Annotated in this window: 18 protein-coding genes and 4 tRNA genes; 17 read left to right on the top strand and 5 right to left on the bottom strand. The window is 71.7% G+C overall.

Annotation, left to right across the window (positions count from 1 at the left end; translation table 11 throughout):
* Positions 1-1,887, bottom strand: a 1,887-nt coding sequence (locus ACFVZW_RS13515) for a DEAD/DEAH box helicase (RefSeq protein ID WP_384520466.1), incomplete at its 3' end; no start/stop codon positions are given.
* Positions 1,888-2,087: 200 nt separating this feature from the next.
* A complete protein-coding gene (locus ACFVZW_RS13510; RefSeq protein WP_384520464.1) occupies positions 2,088-2,609 on the bottom strand; it encodes a hypothetical protein in 522 nt (173 codons plus the stop codon).
* A gap of 439 nt (positions 2,610-3,048) precedes the next feature.
* On the opposite strand from ACFVZW_RS13510, the gene ACFVZW_RS13505 reads away from it, so the two are divergent.
* From ACFVZW_RS13505 to ACFVZW_RS13435, 15 genes are all read left to right on the top strand, one after another.
* The gene (locus ACFVZW_RS13505) at positions 3,049-3,723 is read left to right on the top strand and encodes a response regulator (RefSeq protein ID WP_384520463.1); all 675 of its coding nucleotides are present in this window, start codon (positions 3,049-3,051) and stop codon (positions 3,721-3,723) included.
* On the top strand, positions 3,720-4,943 hold the full coding sequence (locus ACFVZW_RS13500; RefSeq protein ID WP_384520461.1) for a sensor histidine kinase: 1,224 nt from the start codon (positions 3,720-3,722) through the stop codon (positions 4,941-4,943). The genes ACFVZW_RS13505 and ACFVZW_RS13500 overlap by 4 nt, the downstream gene beginning before the upstream one ends.
* Positions 4,944-5,068: 125 nt before the next feature.
* Positions 5,069-5,383 carry a response regulator transcription factor gene (locus tag ACFVZW_RS13495; protein ID WP_384520459.1) on the top strand — a complete coding sequence of 105 codons (315 nt, stop codon included), beginning with the start codon at positions 5,069-5,071 and terminating at the stop codon, positions 5,381-5,383.
* Positions 5,384-5,505: 122 nt separating this feature from the next.
* Entirely contained in the window at positions 5,506-5,787 is a 282-nt protein-coding gene (locus tag ACFVZW_RS13490; protein WP_383558100.1) for a hypothetical protein, read from the top strand.
* Between the two features lie 212 nt (positions 5,788-5,999).
* Positions 6,000-6,419, top strand: coding sequence for a stage II sporulation protein M (locus tag ACFVZW_RS13485; RefSeq protein ID WP_384520457.1), 420 nt, complete (start codon positions 6,000-6,002; stop codon positions 6,417-6,419).
* Positions 6,404-7,078, top strand: coding sequence for a hypothetical protein (locus ACFVZW_RS13480; RefSeq protein ID WP_384520455.1), 675 nt, complete (start codon positions 6,404-6,406; stop codon positions 7,076-7,078). Before ACFVZW_RS13485 ends, ACFVZW_RS13480 begins: the two co-directional genes overlap by 16 nt.
* Positions 7,079-7,188: 110 nt before the next feature.
* Positions 7,189-7,725 carry a hypothetical protein gene (locus ACFVZW_RS13475; protein WP_384520454.1) on the top strand — a complete coding sequence of 179 codons (537 nt, stop codon included), beginning with the start codon at positions 7,189-7,191 and terminating at the stop codon, positions 7,723-7,725.
* On the top strand, positions 7,715-9,421 hold the full coding sequence (locus ACFVZW_RS13470) for a hypothetical protein (protein ID WP_384520452.1): 1,707 nt from the start codon (positions 7,715-7,717) through the stop codon (positions 9,419-9,421). Before ACFVZW_RS13475 ends, ACFVZW_RS13470 begins: the two co-directional genes overlap by 11 nt.
* Positions 9,418-10,062, top strand: coding sequence for an ATP-binding cassette domain-containing protein (locus ACFVZW_RS13465; RefSeq protein WP_384520450.1), 645 nt, complete (start codon positions 9,418-9,420; stop codon positions 10,060-10,062). Before ACFVZW_RS13470 ends, ACFVZW_RS13465 begins: the two co-directional genes overlap by 4 nt.
* Entirely contained in the window at positions 10,059-11,027 is a 969-nt protein-coding gene (locus ACFVZW_RS13460) for an ABC transporter ATP-binding protein (protein WP_384520448.1), read from the top strand. Before ACFVZW_RS13465 ends, ACFVZW_RS13460 begins: the two co-directional genes overlap by 4 nt.
* Entirely contained in the window at positions 11,020-11,775 is a 756-nt protein-coding gene (locus ACFVZW_RS13455; protein ID WP_384520447.1) for an ABC transporter permease, read from the top strand. Before ACFVZW_RS13460 ends, ACFVZW_RS13455 begins: the two co-directional genes overlap by 8 nt.
* A gap of 121 nt (positions 11,776-11,896) precedes the next feature.
* On the top strand, positions 11,897-12,247 hold the full coding sequence (locus ACFVZW_RS13450) for a metallopeptidase family protein (RefSeq protein ID WP_384520445.1): 351 nt from the start codon (positions 11,897-11,899) through the stop codon (positions 12,245-12,247).
* Positions 12,248-12,356: 109 nt separating this feature from the next.
* Positions 12,357-12,429: transfer RNA gene (locus ACFVZW_RS13445), tRNA-Glu, on the top strand.
* A gap of 40 nt (positions 12,430-12,469) precedes the next feature.
* Positions 12,470-12,543, top strand: a tRNA-Asp gene (locus ACFVZW_RS13440).
* Between the two features lie 22 nt (positions 12,544-12,565).
* Positions 12,566-12,639 (top strand) — tRNA-Phe (locus ACFVZW_RS13435).
* Positions 12,640-12,737: 98 nt separating this feature from the next.
* Here ACFVZW_RS13435 and ACFVZW_RS13430 read toward each other — a convergent pair.
* Genes ACFVZW_RS13430 through ACFVZW_RS13420 form a run of 3 tightly spaced genes read right to left on the bottom strand, consistent with a single transcriptional unit; the run spans position 12,738 to position 14,700 of the window.
* On the bottom strand, positions 12,738-13,568 hold the full coding sequence (locus tag ACFVZW_RS13430; RefSeq protein WP_384520443.1) for a cytochrome c biogenesis CcdA family protein: 831 nt from the start codon (positions 13,566-13,568) through the stop codon (positions 12,738-12,740).
* Positions 13,565-14,296, bottom strand: coding sequence for a DsbA family protein (locus tag ACFVZW_RS13425; protein ID WP_384520442.1), 732 nt, complete (start codon positions 14,294-14,296; stop codon positions 13,565-13,567). The genes ACFVZW_RS13430 and ACFVZW_RS13425 overlap by 4 nt, the downstream gene beginning before the upstream one ends.
* A gap of 56 nt (positions 14,297-14,352) precedes the next feature.
* Positions 14,353-14,700: a hypothetical protein gene (locus tag ACFVZW_RS13420; protein ID WP_384520440.1), complete on the bottom strand. Its 348-nt coding sequence runs from the start codon at positions 14,698-14,700 to the stop codon at positions 14,353-14,355.
* Between the two features lie 99 nt (positions 14,701-14,799).
* Here ACFVZW_RS13420 and hrpA point away from each other — a divergent pair, with 99 nt between their 5' ends.
* Positions 14,800-18,738 carry an ATP-dependent RNA helicase HrpA gene (gene hrpA, locus ACFVZW_RS13415; RefSeq protein ID WP_384520438.1) on the top strand — a complete coding sequence of 1,313 codons (3,939 nt, stop codon included), beginning with the start codon at positions 14,800-14,802 and terminating at the stop codon, positions 18,736-18,738.
* A 109-nt stretch (positions 18,739-18,847) separates the two neighbouring features.
* A tRNA-Asp gene (locus ACFVZW_RS13410) sits at positions 18,848-18,921 on the top strand.
* Positions 18,922-18,998: the final 77 nt, after the last annotated feature.

The following is an 18,998-nucleotide window of genomic DNA, read 5'->3' as shown; positions in this document are numbered from 1 at the left end:
GTCGTTGTCACGACGCTCGTTGTCGCGGCGGAAGCCACCGGACGGGCGGTCGTCGCGGTTGAAGGAACGGCCGCCACGGTCGTCGCGGTTGAAGCCGCCCGACGGACGGTCGTCACGGCGGAAGCCACCGGACGGACGGTCGTTGTCGCGGCGGAAGCCACCCGACGGACGATCGTTGTCGCGACGCTCGAAGGAACGGCCGCCACGGTCGTCGCGGCGGAAGCCACCACGGTCACCGCCACGGTCGTCACGGCGGTCGTCGCGGCGGAAGCCGCCACGGTCGCCACCGCGGTCACGGCGCTCGTAGTTGCCCCGCTCGTCGCGGAACGCCGGGGTGCGCTCCTCGCGGCGCTCCTGGACCGGCTCGGACGCGACGACGGCGGCGGCGACCTCGGCCTCGGCGGCCTCCGTCACCTCGGCGACCGCGGCCTCCGGGTCCTCGCCCCGCTCGCGCGCGGAACGGGCGACCAGACGGTCGGCCTCCTCGCGGAGCTCGGCGGCGCGACGGGTCAGACGCTCCAGCTGCTTGGTGAGGTCGGCGACCTCACGCTCGGCCTGCTTGGCGGCGTTGTTCGCGGAGTCGGCCTGGACCTCGGTCAGCGAACGCGCGCCGGTGATCTCGGCGACCTCCGGGTCGAACGCGCCCGCGCCGCCCACGATGTGACGCGAGGCGTCGACGCCCGCGTCCTCCATCAGACGGAAGATCTGACGGCGCTGGTGCGGCAGGGCCAGGGAGACCACGACGCCCGAGCGGCCGGCACGGGCGGTACGGCCCGAGCGGTGCAGGTAGTCCTTGTGGTCACCGGCCGGGTCCACGTTCAGGACCAGGTCGATGCCGTCGACGTGGATGCCGCGGGCGGCGACGTCGGTGGCGACCAGCGCGTTGACGTAGCCGTCCTTGAAGTCGGCGAGGACGCGGGTACGGGCACCCTGCGTCATGCCGCCGTGCAGCGCGTCGGCCTTCACGCCGGCCTCGACGAGCTGCTCGGCGATGCGGTCGGCGCCCAGCTGGGTGCGGACGAAGATGATCGTGCGGCCCTTGCGGGCGGCGATGGCGGCCGTGACCGGCGCCTTGTCCTTCGGCTTCACGACGAGGACGTGGTGGGTCATCGTGGTGACGTTGCCCTGGGCGCTGTCGACCTCGTGGCTGACCGGGTTGTTCAGGTAGCGCTTGACCAGCGTGCCGATCTCGTTCTCCATGGTGGCGGAGAAGAGCATGCGCTGGCCGCCCTCGGGGACCTGGTCGAGCAGCTCGGTGACCTCGGGCAGGAAGCCCAGGTCGGACATCTGGTCGGCCTCGTCGAGGACGGCGACCTGGACGTTCTCCAGGGAGCAGGCGCCACGGTTGATGATGTCGCGCAGTCGGCCCGGGGTGGCGACGAGGATGTCGACGCCACGCTCCAGGGCGTAGATCTGGTTGCCCATGGACGTACCGCCGCAGACGACCTTGATCTTCAGGCCGAGCACGTCGCCGTACGGCTGGAGGGCGTCCGCGACCTGCATCGCGAGCTCACGGGTCGGGGTGAGGATGACCGCGCGGGGCTTCTTCTTCTCGGTGTGGCCGCCGGCCAGCCGGGCCAGGGTCGGCAGACCGAAGGAGAGGGTCTTGCCGGAGCCGGTGCGGCCGCGGCCGAGGATGTCCTTGCCGGCCAGGGCGTCCGGGATGGTCGCCGCCTGGATCGGGAAGGGGGTGGTCACGCCGTTCTGCGCGAGCTTGCGCACGACGCCCTCGGGCAGGCCCAGGTCGGCGAAGGTGACGGTGGGCTCGGAGGACTCGGCCTCGGTGACGTCGGAAGCCTCGGTCTCGACGATCTCGGTGGCCTCTACGGCCTCGACGATCTCGTCGTTCTCGGGCATGACGGCGTGGTCAGAACTGAAAATGGACATGCGAAATGCGAAACCTTCCGGAGTCTCGGCACGCGCCCGTCAACTCCGTGAAAATCGCAAATCGACCGCCTCAATGCGGTCCAGCCACGGCTAGGGAGAGTACGCGCCACGCGGCGCTCTTCTGTGTCGGCGCCGGGCAATGGGATCAAACGATCTACCACCATACGCACCCTCCCCCACCTATGGCAAACCGGACTCCATCACACCGGTCCGACCTGCGGCGATGCCTCCGGCTCCACCGACGCGCCCGGCCCGTCCGCCGCCTTCATGGCACCCATGTGGGTGTCCGCGCCCGGCGTCGAAGTGGGAGCGTCGGTCGGCTCCGCGGTGGGCTCCGCGCTCGGGGTCGGCTCCGGCTCCGGCTCCGGGGTCGGCGTGGGCGTCGGCTCCGGCAGGTCGACCGGCGGTGGCGTGACCTCGCCACCCGGAGCACTGGGCCCACCGGCCCCACCGGTCCCACCGGGCTCCTGGCCGGGCTTCGGCCTGCTCCCCGGGCCCGCGGGCGCGTCCGGCGCCGGCTTGCCGGAGGGCGACGCGGATCCGCTCGGCACCGGCGACGCCGAGCCGGCGCCGTCCGCGTCCGGCCCGCTCTTCCCGCCCGAGCCCCCGGTCCCGCCGTGCCGGCCCGACACCCCGACCCCGCCGTCCGACTCGGCCGCCACGCCCTGCTTCCCCGCGGACTTGCTGGGCGCCGGCTTCGCACCCTCGTCACTCACACTCATACAGCCGCTCATACCGGCACAGGCGGCGACCGCCAACGCGGTCGCGGCCCATCTCACGCGGGTGGGCAAAGGGCGCACGGAGGGCACCTCCAGGACATATCGTGCAGAGCGGGGAACGTAGCGTCCTGCCCAACTCCCCCGACACCACAAGGGACACGCCCGGGCGTGTCCCGGCACGACGGACCCCTCCGCCACCGCCCCGGCCGCCATGGAGTCGCCACAAAGCCTCCACAGGGCCCGCCCAAACCCCCCTGTATCCTCACTCCCTGTAACGGTGGCCTGTCTCCTGGGGCGGATGCGGCGTCGAAACTCGCACTTTCACAGGTCGGCGGCGCCGCTTGCCATCGAAGTGTCGGATCCCAGAGTGCGACCGAACAGCCGGGTTGGCCCTTCAGCCCTCAGCCTTCAGCCGCGCTGGGCAACGGGGGAGGAGGGGTTCGTGCATCCCCTCAGCGTCATGGTCGTCGACGACGACAAGCTGCTGCGCCATGGCCTGCAGCGCATCCTGGAGAGCGCCGGGGACATCACCGTGCCCGTGGTGTGCGGCGGGGACGAGGCGGTGGAACTGGCTGTACGGCACCGGCCCGGCATCGCGTTGGTCGACATACACATGGGCGACATCGACGGGATCGACGTGCTCAAGGCGCTGCGGGCGCTGGACGAACCGCCCGTGGTGGCCATGCTGACCGGGTTCGGGACCGACGAGAACGTCTCCCGTGCGCTGGCCGCGGGGGCCGCCGGGTTCTTCCTCAAGGACGCGGCGGTCCGGGAGTTGATCCCGGGAGTCCGTCTCCTCGCCGCCGGGGGCAGTGCCCTCTCCTCGCGTGTGGCGCGATCGATGGCCAGGGCGCCCGCCTCCGATGCCGCGTTCGCCGGGGCGCCGCTGTCCAGCCTGGCCGACGCCCCGCTGACCGACCGGGAGCGGGAGGTGCTCTCCCTGCTGTCCGCGGGACTGACGAACGGCGAGATCGCCGGGCGGCTCACCCTGAGCGTGGCCACGATCAAGGACCATGTGAGCTCCGTGCTGGGCAAGCTCGGCGCGGCCAACCGCATCCAGGCCGCGGTCCTCGCCCACACCCGCCCGGCAGGCAGGGGCGGCGGGGAGCCGCGATGAGGTGGCGTCCGCCGACGTGGGCGGTGGATGCCGCGTTCGTCGCCGTCGCCGCCGCGGAGCTGGGCACGGTACTGGGCCGCATCGGCCCGGCGGCGGTCGGCGTGTACTCCCTGGCGGTGGCTTCGCTGGCGGTACGGCGGCGGTGGCCGCTGGCCGTGGTCCTCACGACCCTGCCCGCCGCCGTCCACGGCTATCTGTGGCTGGCGCCGATGATCGCCCTCGGCACCGCGGCCTCCCTGCTGCCCCGGCGGCGCGTGGTCTACGGCTGTGCCGCCCTGATGTTCCTCGCGCCGTTCGTCCAGGTCGAGGAAGCCGAGGAAGCCGGCCCGGCCAGAGAGGAGTGGGCCGTCGACGAATGGGCCGAGGACGACTTTCCGATGGACGAATGGGCCGACGCCCTTCTCGGCCACGCCCTGTTCTGCGCGGGACCGACGGCGCTCGGCCGGCTCGCCCGTACCCGGCGTGAACTCGCCACGCATCTCGCCGAGCTGGTCGCGAGCCGGGAGCGGGAGCGTGCCGTGGCGGCCGAGCGGGCCGTCGTCGCCGAACGGGCCCGGCTCGCCCGCGAGATCCACGACGTCGTGTCCCACCAGGTGAGCCTGATCGCCGTGGAGGCCGGGGCGCTCCAGCTCACCGCCGCCGACGCCGAGGCCCGCGGCAGCGGCGAGCGGATCGGGGCGCTCAGCACCAGGACCCTGGAGGAGCTTCGCGACATGCTGGGCGCACTGCGCGTTCCGGATTCCCGGGACGGCCCGCCCGGCCTCGCCGAGCTGCCCGCACTCGTCGCCGACAGCGGGATCGCCGTCCTCGACGGGGAGCCGCCCGAGCCCGTGGGGGCGGCGGCGGCCGAGACCGGCCGGGCGGCCTTCCGGATCGTCCAGGAATCCCTGACCAATGCGTCCAAGCACGCGCCCGGCAGCACGGTCCGGGTCAGCGTCACCGCCGAGCCGGCCGCCGGTGTCCTGGTGGTCGAGGTGGTCAACGGCCCACCGCCCGCACGTGTCCCCGCACCGCGGACCGGCGCCCGGCCGCCGGTCTCCGGCTACGGCCTGGTCGGCCTGGCCGAGCGGTCGGCCGTACTCGGCGGCACCGTGCTCAGCCGCCCGACGCCGGACGGCGGCTTCGAGGTCCGGGCGGAGCTGCCGTGGCCCGGCACCACCCACCGGACGCCGCCCGGACCCGCCGGTTCGGGGAACCCCCGCCGGCCGACCCCCCGGTGAGAACCGGTCCAAGGGCGGATGTTCACCCGCTGAGCGAGATGCCATGATCCAGCGAAGAGAATGCCTTCCGGTTTGACCGCCGGGGGGTATACGGGGAATGCAAGTGAACATAATGGGGGCACACCATGCCGACTTCCGGAGGGCATCGTGGGCAAGCACGTCAGACCTTTCCGACCACGGTCGACGTAACCGATCTGGAGCGTCTCACCGCCCGGGAACGTGAAGTACTGCACGCTCTGGCGCACGGAGAGACGAACCGCGTACTCGCGCGAAGATTCGGCATAGCCGAGCGTACGGTCAAAGCCCATATCACCAGTGTCGTACGGAAATTGGAGTTGAACTCACGGATCGAAGCGACTCTGGTTTCGCTTCACCACCAGGATCGCCTGAACGGTTGCGATCATCCCTCGCTCGGCACTCCGGAATCCATTGCCTCATGAGGCAATGCCCTGGAGGGTCATGCCCTTTGAGGCAATGGCGGACATCCCCTTCCAAGGCCAAGATCGAGAAGTGCCTCGGCAGCGAATGCCGTGGCTCTCGTATGGAAGGGAAGTACCGAGTAATGAACCGCTCGTTCGTCCGCCGCGCCCTGCCGGCGGCCGCAGTCTCCTCCGCCGTCCTCGGCGCCTTCATGGTGGCCGCGGTGGCCGCCCCGCTCTTCCTCAAGAGCACCTTCAAGATGAGCAGCGACTCCGCGTCGGTCGCCTACCAGTCGATCATGGCGGGCATGGACGTCGCTTCGGCCATCGGTCTCGTCTCCGGTGGTCTGGCCATCGGCGGCGTTCTCATCTTCGCCGCGAAGCAGGCCATCAAGAAGGGCGGCCGCAAGGCCTTCATCGCCTGACGTACGGCATTTGATGAACGGCTCGCCGGGATTCCGCCATCGCGGAGTCCCGGCGAGTCCGGGCAGAACAGGCGGAGAACATGACCGAGAACATGACCGAGAGGAAGGCCGGGCTCTTCCGCCGTCAATGGCCGAGCCTTCTCTGCGGCGCACTGCTCTGGTTCGCCGCTTTCGCCGTCGGGTGGGCCAATTCCCCCACAGACCCGTCGGACATGACACGTATTCGAGGAGAACCCAGCGGGAGTCTCTTCCTGGAGATCCTGGGGACGAACGTCAGCGTCTCCGCCGCGCTGTTCCTGGGCGTTGTCACCGCGGGTCTGGCGACCCTGCCGGCCGCCATCGTCAGCGGGGCGCTCGCCGGATACAGCTGGGGCCAGGCCCTGCCGCTGCTGGGCGGCGACGGGTTTGCCCGCCATCTGCTCCCGCACATGCCGCTCGAACTGGCGTCGATCGCGGTCGCCGCGGGCGCGGGTCTCGTACCGCTGGTCGCCTGGGTGCGCTCCGGGATCGGCCGGCGGCGGCTCGACCGGGCCGGCTGGTGGCTGCAGTTCGTCGACGCCAGCCGTCTGTGGGGGGTGTCCCTGTTGGGTCTTGTAGCAGCTGCGGGAGTGGAGACATGGGTGAGCACGTAGACCGGGCGCCGCGCACGAGCGGGCTTCCGGTCCTTCCGGCAGAACCGGCGGAGGTCGCGGAACGGAGTGTGGCGGAGGCTGGGCAGCCCGGTCCCCGCGACCCGTCCGACGGCCTCTGGGCGCGGCTGCGGACCCGGCGCGGGCATGCGCTCGGCATCATCGTGCTGCTGTTCGCCACCGCCCTGTTCAGCTGGCCTCTGCACGCCGAGATACGCGCCCAGGTCGAGACGCGGCTGCCCGACGCTCCCGAGGGGGCGCTGGGGATCGGGGCGGCCGTCGGCTGGTCCACCGCGACCCTGGCCAACATCGCCACGGTCGGAGTGCTCGCGGTTCTCTTCGGCGTCCTGGGCGCGCTGGGGATGAAGTGGGCCGCTCCCTCGGAGGAGTTCACCGCGCAGCGGAGGACGTTCACCCTCGCCTGGGCACTCTTCGTCCTCGTGAAACTGGTCGGCTGGACCCTGCTCGCGCCACTGCTGGGCGGCGAGGCGGCCCAGGCCGTGCCGTCGCTGACCCGGATCGACTGGGCCCTGCCGCTGCTCTTCGGCGCGCTGCTGTGGGCCGCCCGGGCGGCGGGGCGCGCGACCTGGCCGCGTGCCTGCGCGGTGGCGTGCGCGGTCACGGGACTGTACGTGGGAAGCCTGCTGGCGCTGCCCTCGTGAGCCGCGGCTGAACCTGCCGGACCGACGATCCGTCTTACCGACCGCAAGAACGCGACCGCGAGAACCCGACAACTCGAACCGTCCCGACCCGCCCGCACCGCCGGAGAGCCGTGATCCACCGCTTTGTCTTCAGCATCCTGGGAAACCGGAAGCTCATCGAATTCGCCCTGCGCTGCTGGACCGCGATCACGGAAGGGCTGGCCCATCCGGGCTTCCGTATCGCGGGCGGCTCGGCGGCCACGGCGGCGGGGGTCTGCGCGCTCGCGTACGTCGTCCGCTTCCGCGCGACCGTCGAGGAGACCCGCCACGCGGTGGAGACCTCCACCGACCTCTCCGGAGACCCCGGCGACGTGATGGACATCGTCCAGCTCCTGAGCGTCGTGTGGCTGATCACCGGAATCGTCCTCGTCGTGGTCGGTCTGCTGGTGGCGGTCGCCCGATCCGGGAGCCTGCTGCTCATCGTCGGCGGGGTGGTGTGGTGGGCGCCGCTGGGGTTCCTCGCGCTGAACCTCCCGGCGGCCTCGGGGCTGCATGCGCTCGCCGGCGTGTTCCTGGCGCTCCTCATCCCCGCGGTACTGCTCTGCCCCGCCGAGAGGTACGCCGGAAGCGGACGGCGCCGGACGGAGCCCCGGCCCGATGAAGCCTGAACCCCGTCCCGACGCCATGGGGGCGCCGACGGGGATACGGCCCTGGAGCCGTACCGTCTTCGTGCTCTGCCTGGCCGACCTGCGCAGGCGCCTCAACCTGACGGCGGGCCCCGGGGCCGCCGGGCGCAGCCGCCGCCGTATCGCCGGACTCGTCCTGGGCGCGGGGGCCGCGGCCGGCTTCGGGGCCCTGTTCCTGCTGGGCCGCACGCTCGGAGCCCTCGCGCCGGCACGGTCCGCGACCGCCGACGATCTGGCGGCCTGGACCTGGATCCCCGCCGCGCTCTGGGTTCTCCACCAACTTCTCACTGCCGAACCGGCGTTGGGGCGCTCCCTGGTACTGCCTCCGGACGAGGCGGTGTTGCGGACGCTGCCGGTCGACCGGGGGCAGCTGTTCACCGCGCGCCTGGTGCTGCCCACGGCCGGGATCGGGCTCGCGGTGCTGCTCGCCGCCGGCGCGGTCGCGGTGCCCTGGCTCGCGGCCACCGACCCGGGCCGGGAGCTGCTGCCCGCGCTGCTGGTCAACCTGTGCGGCGCGGTCGCGGCCGCCGCTGGCCTGCGGACGTTGCTGGTCAGCGCGTTCATGGTGCGGGTGGTCCGGGTGGCCCATCTGCCCCGGCTGGTGCTCGCGGCGGTGGCGGGCTGGCTCCTCGGCAGGCTCGCGGCTCCGCTGCTCGGGGCGCTCGGGTCGACGCCCGGCCAGGCCGAGTCGCGGCTGGCGCGGCTCCTCGGGCAGGTACTCACCGACAGCCGTCCCCAGCTGTGGACGGACATGCACACCCCGGGCCGGCTGGCGTGGACGGCCGCCGGATACCTCGTACTGGTCGTGGCGGCGGGGACGGCGGTCACGCTCCGGGTCCGTGCCACCGCCCGCCGCGACGCACCGGGCGCCCGCCCCACCGAGGCCCGGCCGCCCACCTCCTCCCGGCTCGCCCTGCCCACCACGTCGCCGCTGGCGATCTCCCTGCGCGTGGCCTGGGCGCGGCTCCGGCGCGGTGCCCCCGCGGCGGTCGGCGGAGCGGCCCGGCTGCAGCGGCTGAGCATGCTGCTCGGGGCGGCCTGTGCGAGCGCCGCGGCAGCCGCCCCCGCGCCGCCCTGGCAGCTGCCGGTCCCCGCGCTCGCCGGCCTGCTGGTGGCGGTCTCGCTGATCGCCACGGGCGAGGTGATGCAGGTCTGCGGCATCGAAGCCGAGCGCGGCTGCTGGGACGTCCTGCGCCAGTCCCCCCTGCCGACCGGGGCCTGGCCCGCGGCCAAGGCCGTCGTCTCCGCCCTGGGGGTACTGGCCGTGACCACGCCGTTCTACCTCGGCGCCGCCGCGCTCTGCGGAGTACGGGGAGGCGACTGGGCGGTGGTGCTGCTCGCCCTGCCCGTGGTGGCGCTCGGTGTGGGCTGCGCAATGGTCCTCACCTGGTACGCGGTCCCGCGCACCGAGAGCTTCGAGGGGGCCAGGGTGACCCGGGCCCCGGCGGCGGACGTGGTCGAGGGCGTTCTCGCCGCGCTGCTCACCGCCCCGGTGACCGGCAGCCTGGCGCTGTGCGCCGCCGCGGCGCACAGCGGCACGCTCGGCACCTGCCTGCTCGCGCTCGTCCTGGCGGCGTACGTGCTGGGGCTGCGCCGGCTGAGCCGCAGCGATCTGCCCGCGCTCCCCACCACAGCGCGAGCGCGACACAATCCACGGACTACGGGGGAACTGAAGTGATCGACATCGCCGGCCTGACGGTCCGGCTCGGGGACAGCGAGATCCTCGGCGGCCTCACCACGCGGGTCGCGGAAGGGGAGGCCGTCCGGCTGGCCGGCCCCAACGGCTGCGGCAAGAGCACCCTCCTGAACGTCCTCGCGGGACTCCGCGCCCCGGCGACAGGAGAGGTCACGGTCTGCGGCCGCTCTCCCCGGCACCGGTCCGTGCGAGCGGTGCGCGGCTTCCTCCAGGAGCCTCCCCCGCTGTACGAACAGCTCACCGCGCGCGAACAGCTCGGCCTGGTGGCCGGGTTGTGGGGCGTACGTCCACGTCTTCTGCTGGAGCGGGCCGACGCGCTCGGGCTCGCACGCCACCACGACGTCCTCGTGGGCGAACTCTCCCTCGGGCAGCGCAAGAAGCTCGGCTACGTGTGCGCCACCGCGCACGACCCCCGCCTCCTGCTCCTCGACGAGCCCTTCAACGGTCTGGACTCCGCCGCTCTCACCGCCGTGTCCGACGACCTGGCCCGCTGGAAGCGCGAGGGCCGGACCATGATCCTCGTCTCTCACACCGACCCCGCCGAAGGCCTCCTCGACCGCACCCTGGACCTCGGCGCCCCAAGCCCCCGGGCAACCCTCCGACCGACAGGAGGCGGCGCGTGATCGAGGTACGGAATCTGGTGAAGTCGTACGGGGGAAGGCGGGTCCTGGACGGCCTGTCCTTCCGGGTCGCTCCGGGGCGGGTGACGGCGTTCCTCGGCCCCAACGGCGCCGGCAAGTCGACCACCCTGCGCATGATCACGGGCGCGGGACGGCCGGACTCCGGCAGCGCCACCGTGCTCGGGGTGCCCTATCAGGACCTCCCGTCGCCGCTGCGCTCCGTAGGGACGCTGCTCGACGCGGCGGCGGTGCATCCGGCCCGCAGCGCGCGCGGTCATCTCGACTGGCTCGCCAGGACCCACCGGCTGCCTCGCGACCGCGTGGTGGAGGTGCTGGAGCTCGTGGGCCTGTCCTCCGTGGCCCGGCGGCCGCTGCGCGGCTTCTCGCTGGGCATGCGGCAGCGGCTCGGCATCGCGGCCGCCCTGATCGGCGACCCCGAGATCCTCATCCTGGACGAGCCGATGAACGGACTAGACCCGGAGGGCATCCGCTGGCTGCGCGGGCTGCTGCGGGCCCTGGCCGACCAGGGACGGACCGTGCTGGTCTCCAGCCACCTGATGAACGAGATGGCGGCCACGGCCGACCACGTCCTGGTCATCGGCCGGGGTCGGGTGCTCGCCGACGGAGCCATCGGTGAGCTCGCGGGACGTGCGACGAGCGGCGTCCGTCTGGGCTCGCCCGACCTGACGGAACTCGCCGAGGTCCTGCGGACGGCGGGCGGACAGGTCGCGTACGACGGCGACACGGCGGCCGTGGTGACCGGGCTGACCTCCGGCGGTATCGGCGACCTCGCCGCGGTCCACGGCTTCCGCGTCCACGAACTCACCCCGATCCGCCCGGCCTTGGAGGAGATCTACCTCCAACTGACCGACGAGGCCACGGAGTACCGGGCTTCGCCACACCACAAGGACACGCGAGAGGAACGGGGAGCAGCAGTGGAGAGGGAGAAGGTGGCCGGCCGTGCGTGACGCGATGGCCGCCGAGTGGATCAAGCTCCGCTCGGTGCGCTCCACCTCGGCACTGCTGCTCGGCGGAAGCGCGATCACCGTGCTGACCGGGGTGCTGGTCTGCCTGCTGATCGGCTCCGAGTTCCGGCGGGCGGCACCCGACGACCGGATGGGCTTCGACCCGATCGGCCTGTCCTTCACCGGGGTCCAGTTCGGCCAGCTGGCCGTGGCCGTCCTCGCCGTGCTGGCGGTCGGGTCGGAGTTCGGCACCGGAATGATCCGCACCTCGCTCGCCGCGGTACCGCGCCGGGGCAGGCTGCTGGCCTCCAAGCTCGCCGTGCTGGGGCTCGTCGGGCTGGCCTGGGGGCTGGCCACCGGGCTGATCTCGGTACTGGCCGCCACCCGGGCCCTGGGCGCGGAGCTGTCCACCCTGCCACCGGCCACCGTGGCCCGCGCCGTGGCCGGGGCCGGGATCTACGCCGCGCTGCTCGCCGTGCTCGCCGGGGCGGTCACCTTCGTGACCCGTCGCTCCATCGGCGCCCTCGGCATCCTTCTGCCCATGCTGTTCCTGGTCTCCGGCATCCTGGCGGCGTCCTCGCGGCTGCGCCCGCTGGCCCGGCTGCTGCCGGACCGTGCGGGACTGCAGCTGATGCAGGCCCACCACGAGGCCGGGGACCTCACCCCGGCGGCGGGGGGCGCGGTGCTCCTGCTGTGGACGACCGCCGTGGTGGCGCTGGCGTACGTACTGTTCCGGCGTCGCGAGGCATAGGCGCGAGGACGGCGGGGAATCGGGCTGTGCGACGCGGATCCGCCCCACTCGTCCGGCGACGCCCCGGAACCGGTTCGGCCATGCGCCCCGCAACCGGGCGGCCGTCGCGGACAATGGCGGTGTGCTGGAGATGACACGCGACACGTTCGAAGAGCTGGTTGCCCAGGCCCTGGACACGATCCCGCAGGAGCTCACGCGGGTCATGGACAACGTGGCCGTGTTCGTGGAGGACGAACCCGACCCCTCGGACCCCGAGCTCCTCGGGCTCTACGAGGGCACGCCGCTCACCGAGCGCGGGGAGTGGTACGCCGGTGTCCTGCCGGACCGCATCTCCATCTACATGGGCCCCACCCTGCGCTACTGCGAGAGCCAGGAGGACGTGGTCCACGAGGTCGCGGTGACCGTGGTCCACGAGATCGCCCACCATTTCGGCATCGACGACGAACGGCTCCACGAGCTGGGCTGGGGCTGACGGGAGCGGCGGTCCGGCCTCCGGCGTAAACCGTTTTGGCGATAGCGGCCGCCATCCCATATGCTTCTCACGTCCCCGACGCGCTGAGAAGCGCGCAGGTGAGCCCCTAGCCCTCATCGTCTAGTGGCCCAGGACGCCGCCCTTTCAAGGCGGTAGCACGGGTTCGAATCCCGTTGGGGGCACGCATTACCGTGTGCGAGACTAGTGATCGCGCACAAGCTTGGCTCTGTGGAGCAGTTGGTTAGCTCGCCACCCTGTCAAGGTGGAGGTCGCGGGTTCAAGTCCCGTCAGAGTCGCTGAAGCTGGAAACGGCTTCGTGGCTGGGTAGCTCAGTTGGTACGAGCGATCGCCTGAAAAGCGATAGGTCGCCGGTTCGACCCCGGCCCCAGCCACAAAGAGAAGGCCCCGTTCGAAAGAACGGGGCCTTCTTCGTGTGCGCGTGGCAGGACGGGCGGGGCACCCGGTCGGCGGAACCGGGCGCCCCCACTCCTCAGGCCGTGCGCCGGCGCCCCCGCCACCCCCGGACCGCGAGCACCACCGCCACCACCGCGACGACGGCCACCAGCAGGGCCCAGTCCGGCACCGACCGGCTCAGCGACCCCACCCGCTCCTCCACGGCGAACGAGTCGTCCACCGACAGGAGCCCCGGCAGCGCGGTCGTGCCGTCGAAGACCAGGAAGAGCGTGCCGAGCACGACGAAGAAGAGCCCCGACAGCAGCGAGGTCGTGTGCAGCTCGAAGCGGCCGACGCGGACCGTCCGCCCGCGCAGCCAGCGGCGCCGGCCCAGCTCGTACCGCTCCCAGAGCAGCGCGAGCAGGAGGAGCGGCACCGCCATGCCGAGCGCGTACACCGCCAGGAGCAGCCCGCCGTACGCCGGGCTTCCGCTCAGCGCCGCCACCGTCAGGACGCTGCCGAGGATCGGGCCCGCGCAGAACCCGGCAAGGCCGTAGACCAGGCCGAGGGCGTAGACCGAGACCGCCGTCGTGGGGCGGATCCGGCCGCTGACCTCGGCGATCCGGCGCGAGGCGAAGCCCATCCCGAGGATCTGGAGCACGCCGAGCACGATGATCGTCCAGCCGCCGAGCGCCACGAGCAGATCCCGGTGCCCGTAGAAGAGCCGCCCGGCGAACGAACCGGCCGCCCCGAGCGGGACGAGCGTGGTGGCCAGACCGGCGTAGAAGATTCCGGTACGGGCGAGGAGCCGGCTCGTCGAGTCGATCGAGTACGCGAAGAAGGCCGGGAGCAGCAGGGCGCTGCACGGGCTCAGCAGGGCGAGGAGACCACCGAGGAACGCGGCCAGATAGCCGATGTCGGAGGTCATCGGCTCCCCTTCGACGCCTTCGCCGCCTTCGCGGCCGCGTCGATCGCCTCCGTGAAGGTCTCCATCGGCTGCGCGCCCGCGATCGGCCGCCCGTTGACCAGGAACGACGGGGTCGAGGTCGCGCCCAGCGAGTACCCCTGCTCCTGGTCCTTGCTCACCGCCGCCCTCGCCGCCGCGCCGTCCGTGTCCTTCGCGAAGCGGGCGAGGTCGGGGACCCCGGCCTCCTCGGCGAGCGCGGTCAACCGCTCCTTGCCGAAGCCCTCCTCCTTCGCGCCCTCGGCGTACGCGGCCTTGTGGAACTCCCAGAACCGGCCCTGCTGCCCCGCCGCCCACGCCGCGCGGGCCGCCGCCTCCGACTCCTGGCCGAAGATCGGGAAGTTCCGCCACTCGATGCGCAGGGTGCCGTCGTCGACGTACTTCTTGATCAGCTCGGGCTCGGTGTCGCGGGCGAACTTCCCGCAGTAGCCGCACTTGAAGTCGGCGTACTCGATCAGGACGACGGGCGCGTCGGCCCGCCCCAGGGCGAGCTTGTCCGAGGCGTCGCGGCGGGCGTACGCCTCCAGCTCGGGGTAGACGCCGTCGGCCGGGTCGGCGGAGACCTCGGCGACGGCCGACGGACCCGAGGAGCTCCCGGACGCGGGCTTGGTCGCGGTGTACGAGACGACGCCGAGGAGCGCGGCGGCGAGGGCCACCCCGGAGACGATCACGATCGGCTTGGACTTGGACATGCGGAAAGGCTCCTGAACATGACGAGAGAGGACGGACGACGACGGCTGTCGGCCCTCTACACGCGCAGGATCGACAGTTCCACGGGTGACGGTGGTACGAGCTCCGGTGGCTCGGGACCCGGCAGCGGGTCTCGTGGGGCCGGTTCCGCGCCCCAGACGCCGCCGGCCGTCCGCTCCCCCGCCAAGGCGGGCAGCAGCTCCCCGAAGCCGTTCGGGCGCGGTGGCGTGGCCGGCCGGGCGGCGCCGTCGGCGGTGTGACCCTGGCCGCAGCCCGGCGACGCGCTCCCCGCGTCCACGACCACCGCGGTGCTCGCCACCGCCGTCGCCGTCCCGCATGCCAGGACCCCGAGCACCACTGCCACCAGCGCGGCGAGCGCCGCGAGCGCGCGGACGGTGCGGGACATGGGGGACCTCTCGGCTCGACGTGCCCGAAATATTACGGGCCGGACCAAGCGGAAATCGGTTCGCCCGTTCTCGGCCCGGGGTGCGATCCTGGATTCCGTATGTCTACTTCCTTCGCCGCCCTCCAGTCCGTCCTGGCCGAGGTCTCGCTGCGGGACGCCCACCGGCTCGGCCGCCGCCTCGAGGGCGCCCGCCGCATCCGCAAGCCCGAGGCCCGTGAGGCCGTCCTGGACGAGATCGCCGCCGAGGCCGGCAAGGCCAAGGAGCGCGTCGACGGGCGGGCCTCCCGCGTGCCCGCGGTCACGTACCCCGAGCAGCTGCCGGTCTCGCAGAAGAAGGACGCGATCCTGGAGGCGATACGTGACCATCAGGTCGTGATCGTCGCCGGTGAGACCGGCTCCGGAAAGACGACGCAGATCCCCAAGATCTGTCTGGAGCTGGGCCGGGGCGTCCGGGGCATGATCGGCCATACGCAGCCGCGCCGGATCGCCGCCCGCACGGTCGCCGAGCGGGTCGCGGAGGAGCTGAAGACCCCGCTGGGCGAGGCCGTCGGCTGGAAGGTCCGCTTCACCGACCAGGTGAACCCCGACGCGACCTTCGTGAAGCTGATGACCGACGGCATCCTGCTCGCCGAGATCCAGACGGACCGCGAGCTGCGCGCCTACGACACGATCATCATCGACGAGGCCCACGAGCGGTCCCTCAACATCGACTTCCTGCTCGGCTATCTGGCCCAGCTGCTGCCCAAGCGCCCCGACCTCAAGGTCGTCATCACCTCCGCGACCATCGACCCCGAGCGCTTCTCCCGCCACTTCGGCGAGGCGCCGATCGTCGAGGTCAGCGGGCGGACGTACCCGGTCGAGGTCCGCTATCGGCCCCTCCTGGAGGAGGACTCCGAGGAGTCCGACCGCGACCAGATCACCGCGATCTGCGACGCCGTCGACGAGCTCCAGTCCGAGGGCCCCGGCGACATCCTCGTCTTCCTCTCCGGCGAGCGGGAGATCCGCGACACCGCGGACGCGCTGATCAAGAAGCAGCTCCGGAACACCGAGGTCCTCCCCCTCTACGCCCGCCTCTCGCACGCCGAGCAGCACCGCGTCTTCCAGGCGCACACCGGCCGCCGGATCGTCCTCGCCACCAACGTGGCCGAGACCTCGCTGACCGTCCCCGGCATCAAGTACGTGATCGATCCGGGCAACGCCCGTATCTCGCGCTACTCCCACCGGACCAAGGTCCAGCGCCTGCCGATCGAGCCGGTCAGCCAGGCCAGCGCCAACCAGCGCAAGGGCCGCTGCGGCCGTACGTCCGACGGCATCTGCATCCGGCTCTACTCCGAGGACGACTTCCTCACCCGCCCGGAGTTCACGGACGCCGAGATCCTCCGGACGAACCTGGCGTCCGTCATCCTCCAGATGACCGCGGCCGGCCTCGGCGAGATCGAGAAGTTCCCCTTCATCGACCCGCCGGACCACCGCAACATCCGCGACGGCGTGCAGCTCCTCCAGGAGCTCGGGGCCCTCAACCCCGCGGAGAAGGATCCGAAGAAGCGGCTGACCGAGCAGGGCCGCAAGCTCTCCCAGCTCCCCGTCGACCCCCGCCTGGCCCGGATGGTCCTGGAGGCCGACAGGAACGGCTGCGTACGGGAAGTCATGGTGATCGCGGCCGCGCTCTCCATCCAGGACCCGCGCGAGCGCCCCGCCGAGAAGCAGGCCCAGGCCGACCAGCAGCACGCCCGCTTCAAGGACGAGACCAGCGACTTCCTCGCCTTCCTCAACCTCTGGCGCTACATCCGCGAGCAGCAGAAGGAGCGCGGGTCCAGCTCCTTCCGCCGGATGTGCAAGCAGGAGTACCTGAACTTCCTGCGCATCCGCGAGTGGCAGGACATCTACGCGCAGCTGCGCACGGTCGCCAAGCAGATGGGGATCCACCTCAACGAGGAGGACGCTCCCGAGCAGTCCGTGCACACCTCGCTCCTGGCCGGTCTGCTCTCGCACATCGGCATGAAGGACGTGAAGGAGGGCGCCAAGAACGAGTACCTGGGCGCCCGCAGCGCCAAGTTCGCGGTCTTCCCGGGCTCGGCCCTCTTCAAGAAGCCCCCGCGCTTCATCATGTCGGCCGAGCTGGTGGAGACCTCGCGCCTGTGGGCCCGGGTCAACGCGAAGATCGAGCCGGAGTGGATCGAGCCGCTCGCCCAGCACCTGATCAAGAAGACGTACAGCGAGCCGCACTGGGAGAAGGACCAGGCGGCCGTCATGGCGATCGAGAAGGTGACGCTCTACGGCGTGCCGATCGTCACCGACCGCAAGGTGAACTACGGCCGGATCGACCCCGAGGCGAGTCGCGACCTCTTCATCCGCAACGCGCTCGTCGAGGGCGACTGGCGCACGCACCACAAGTTCTTCGCCGACAACCGCAAGCTGCTCACCGAGGTCGAGGAGCTGGAGCACCGTGCCCGGCGCCGGGACATCCTCGTCGACGACGAGACGCTCTTCGACTTCTACGACAAGCGGGTGCCCGAACACGTCGTGTCGGGCGCGCACTTCGACTCCTGGTGGAAGCACAAGCGCCGTGAGGAACCGGAGTTCCTCGACTTCGAGCGCGAGATGCTCATCAACGAGAAGGCCGCCGGGGTCACGAAGGACGACTATCCGGACTCCTGGCGGCAGGGGCCGCTGAAGTTCCGGGTGACGTACCAGTTCGAGCCGGGCGCCGACGCCGACGGTGTGACCGTCCACGTCCCGCTCCAGGTCCTCAATCAGGTCACGGACGAGGGCTTCGACTGGCAGATCCCGGGCCTGCGGGAAGAGGTCGTCACGGAGCTGATCCGTTCGCTCCCGAAGCCGATCCGCCGCAACTACGTCCCGGCCCCGAACTTCGCGACCCGCTTCCTGGACTCGGCCGTCCCCCGCCAGGAGCCGCTGCCGGTGACGCTCGCCCGCGAGCTGCACCGGATGGGCGGGGTCCCGGTCTCGCCGGACGACTTCGACCTGTCCCGGATCCCCGACCACCTGAAGATCACCTTCCGGATCGTCGACGAGCGGCGCCGCAAGCTCGCCGAGGACAAGGACCTGGAGGCGCTGAAGCTGAAGCTGCGCCCCAAGGCCCGCCAGGCCCTCTCCAAGGCCGCCGCGGCGGCCACGGCGGGCCCGGACGGCTCCGGCCAGTCCCTGGAGCGCACGGGCCTCACGGAGTGGACGATCGGCACGCTCACGAAGGTCTTCGAGACCCGGCGCGCCGGACAGCCGGTCAAGGCGTTCCCGGCGCTCGTCGACGCCGGCGACACCGTCTCCGTACGGCTCTTCGACACGGAGGCCGAGCAGGCGCAGGCGATGTGGCGGGGCACCCGGAAGCTGATCCTGCTGAACATCCCGGTGAACCCGGCGAAGTTCGCCTCGGACAAGCTGACCAACCAGCAGAAGCTCGCCCTGTCCCGTAACCCGCACGGCTCGATCCAGGCGCTCTTCGACGACTGCGCGACCGCGGCCGCCGACAAGCTGATCGCCGACCACGGCGGTCCGGTCTGGGACGAGGAGTCCTTCCGGAAGCTGTACGACAAGGTCCGCGCCGACCTCGTCGACACGACCGTCCGCACGGTGAGCCAGGTCCAGCAGATCCTGGCGGCCTGGCAGGCCTGTGAGCGGCGCCTGAAGGCCACGAACAGCCTGGCCCTCATGCAGAACCTGGCGGACGTGCGCGAGCAGCTGGCGTGGCTGATGCCGGCCGGCTTCGTCACGAAGACCGGGCTGGGGCGGCTGCCGGACCTGATGCGCTATCTGGTTGCGGTGGACCGGCGGCTGCAGCAGATGCCGACGGGCGTCCAGCGGGACACCACCCGGATGGAGAAGGTCCACGAGATGCAGGACGAGTACGCCTGGCTGCTCGAACAGCTCCCGCAGGGGCGACCGGTGCCGAAGGAGGTCACCGACGTCCGGTGGATGATCGAGGAGCTCCGGGTCAGCTATTTCGCCCATGCGCTGGGCACGGCGTACCCGGTCTCGGACAAGCGGATCGTGAAGGCGATCGACGCCCTCGCGCCCTGATTCCGACTCCGCCGGCCCCTGGCCGGGAGTGTCGCCTTGCGCCGGTTCGACCTCACCCTCTGACCTGCTGTACAGTCTTCCTCGCAGCCCCACGCAGGGCTGCGAGCAAGGTCCTGTGGAGCAGTTGGTTAGCTCGCCACCCTGTCAAGGTGGAGGTCGCGGGTTCAAGTCCCGTCAGGATCGCTTCAAGGAAGGGGCGCCCCCCCGCGAGGGGGGGGGGGTGAGTGGTGGGACAGTGAGTGATTCTCGGCCCCCCCCCC

This window comes from Streptomyces sp. NPDC059567, assembly GCF_042735655.1.
In the GTDB taxonomy this organism is placed as follows: domain Bacteria; phylum Actinomycetota; class Actinomycetes; order Streptomycetales; family Streptomycetaceae; genus Streptomyces.
Note: the sequence above shows the minus strand (reverse complement) of the source record. Positions and strands in the feature narration are given on the sequence as shown.

Bases quoted from the DNA above. Each gene is read 5' to 3' on its own strand.
- ACFVZW_RS13500 (WP_384520461.1), top strand. From the start codon at position 3,720: ATGAGGTGGCGTCCGCCGACGTGGGCGGTGGATGCCGCGTTCGTCGCC.
- ACFVZW_RS13510 (WP_384520464.1), bottom strand. From the start codon at position 2,609: ATGAGTGTGAGTGACGAGGGTGCGAAGCCGGCGCCCAGCAAGTCCGCG.
- hrpA (WP_384520438.1), top strand. From the start codon at position 14,800: ATGTCTACTTCCTTCGCCGCCCTCCAGTCCGTCCTGGCCGAGGTCTCG.
- ACFVZW_RS13490 (WP_383558100.1), top strand. From the start codon at position 5,506: ATGAACCGCTCGTTCGTCCGCCGCGCCCTGCCGGCGGCCGCAGTCTCC.
- ACFVZW_RS13480 (WP_384520455.1), top strand. From the start codon at position 6,404: ATGGGTGAGCACGTAGACCGGGCGCCGCGCACGAGCGGGCTTCCGGTC.
- ACFVZW_RS13430 (WP_384520443.1), bottom strand. From the start codon at position 13,568: ATGACCTCCGACATCGGCTATCTGGCCGCGTTCCTCGGTGGTCTCCTC.
- ACFVZW_RS13420 (WP_384520440.1), bottom strand. From the start codon at position 14,700: ATGTCCCGCACCGTCCGCGCGCTCGCGGCGCTCGCCGCGCTGGTGGCA.
- ACFVZW_RS13470 (WP_384520452.1), top strand. From the start codon at position 7,715: ATGAAGCCTGAACCCCGTCCCGACGCCATGGGGGCGCCGACGGGGATA.
- ACFVZW_RS13425 (WP_384520442.1), bottom strand. From the start codon at position 14,296: ATGTCCAAGTCCAAGCCGATCGTGATCGTCTCCGGGGTGGCCCTCGCC.
- ACFVZW_RS13495 (WP_384520459.1), top strand. From the start codon at position 5,069: ATGCCGACTTCCGGAGGGCATCGTGGGCAAGCACGTCAGACCTTTCCG.
- ACFVZW_RS13485 (WP_384520457.1), top strand. From the start codon at position 6,000: ATGACACGTATTCGAGGAGAACCCAGCGGGAGTCTCTTCCTGGAGATC.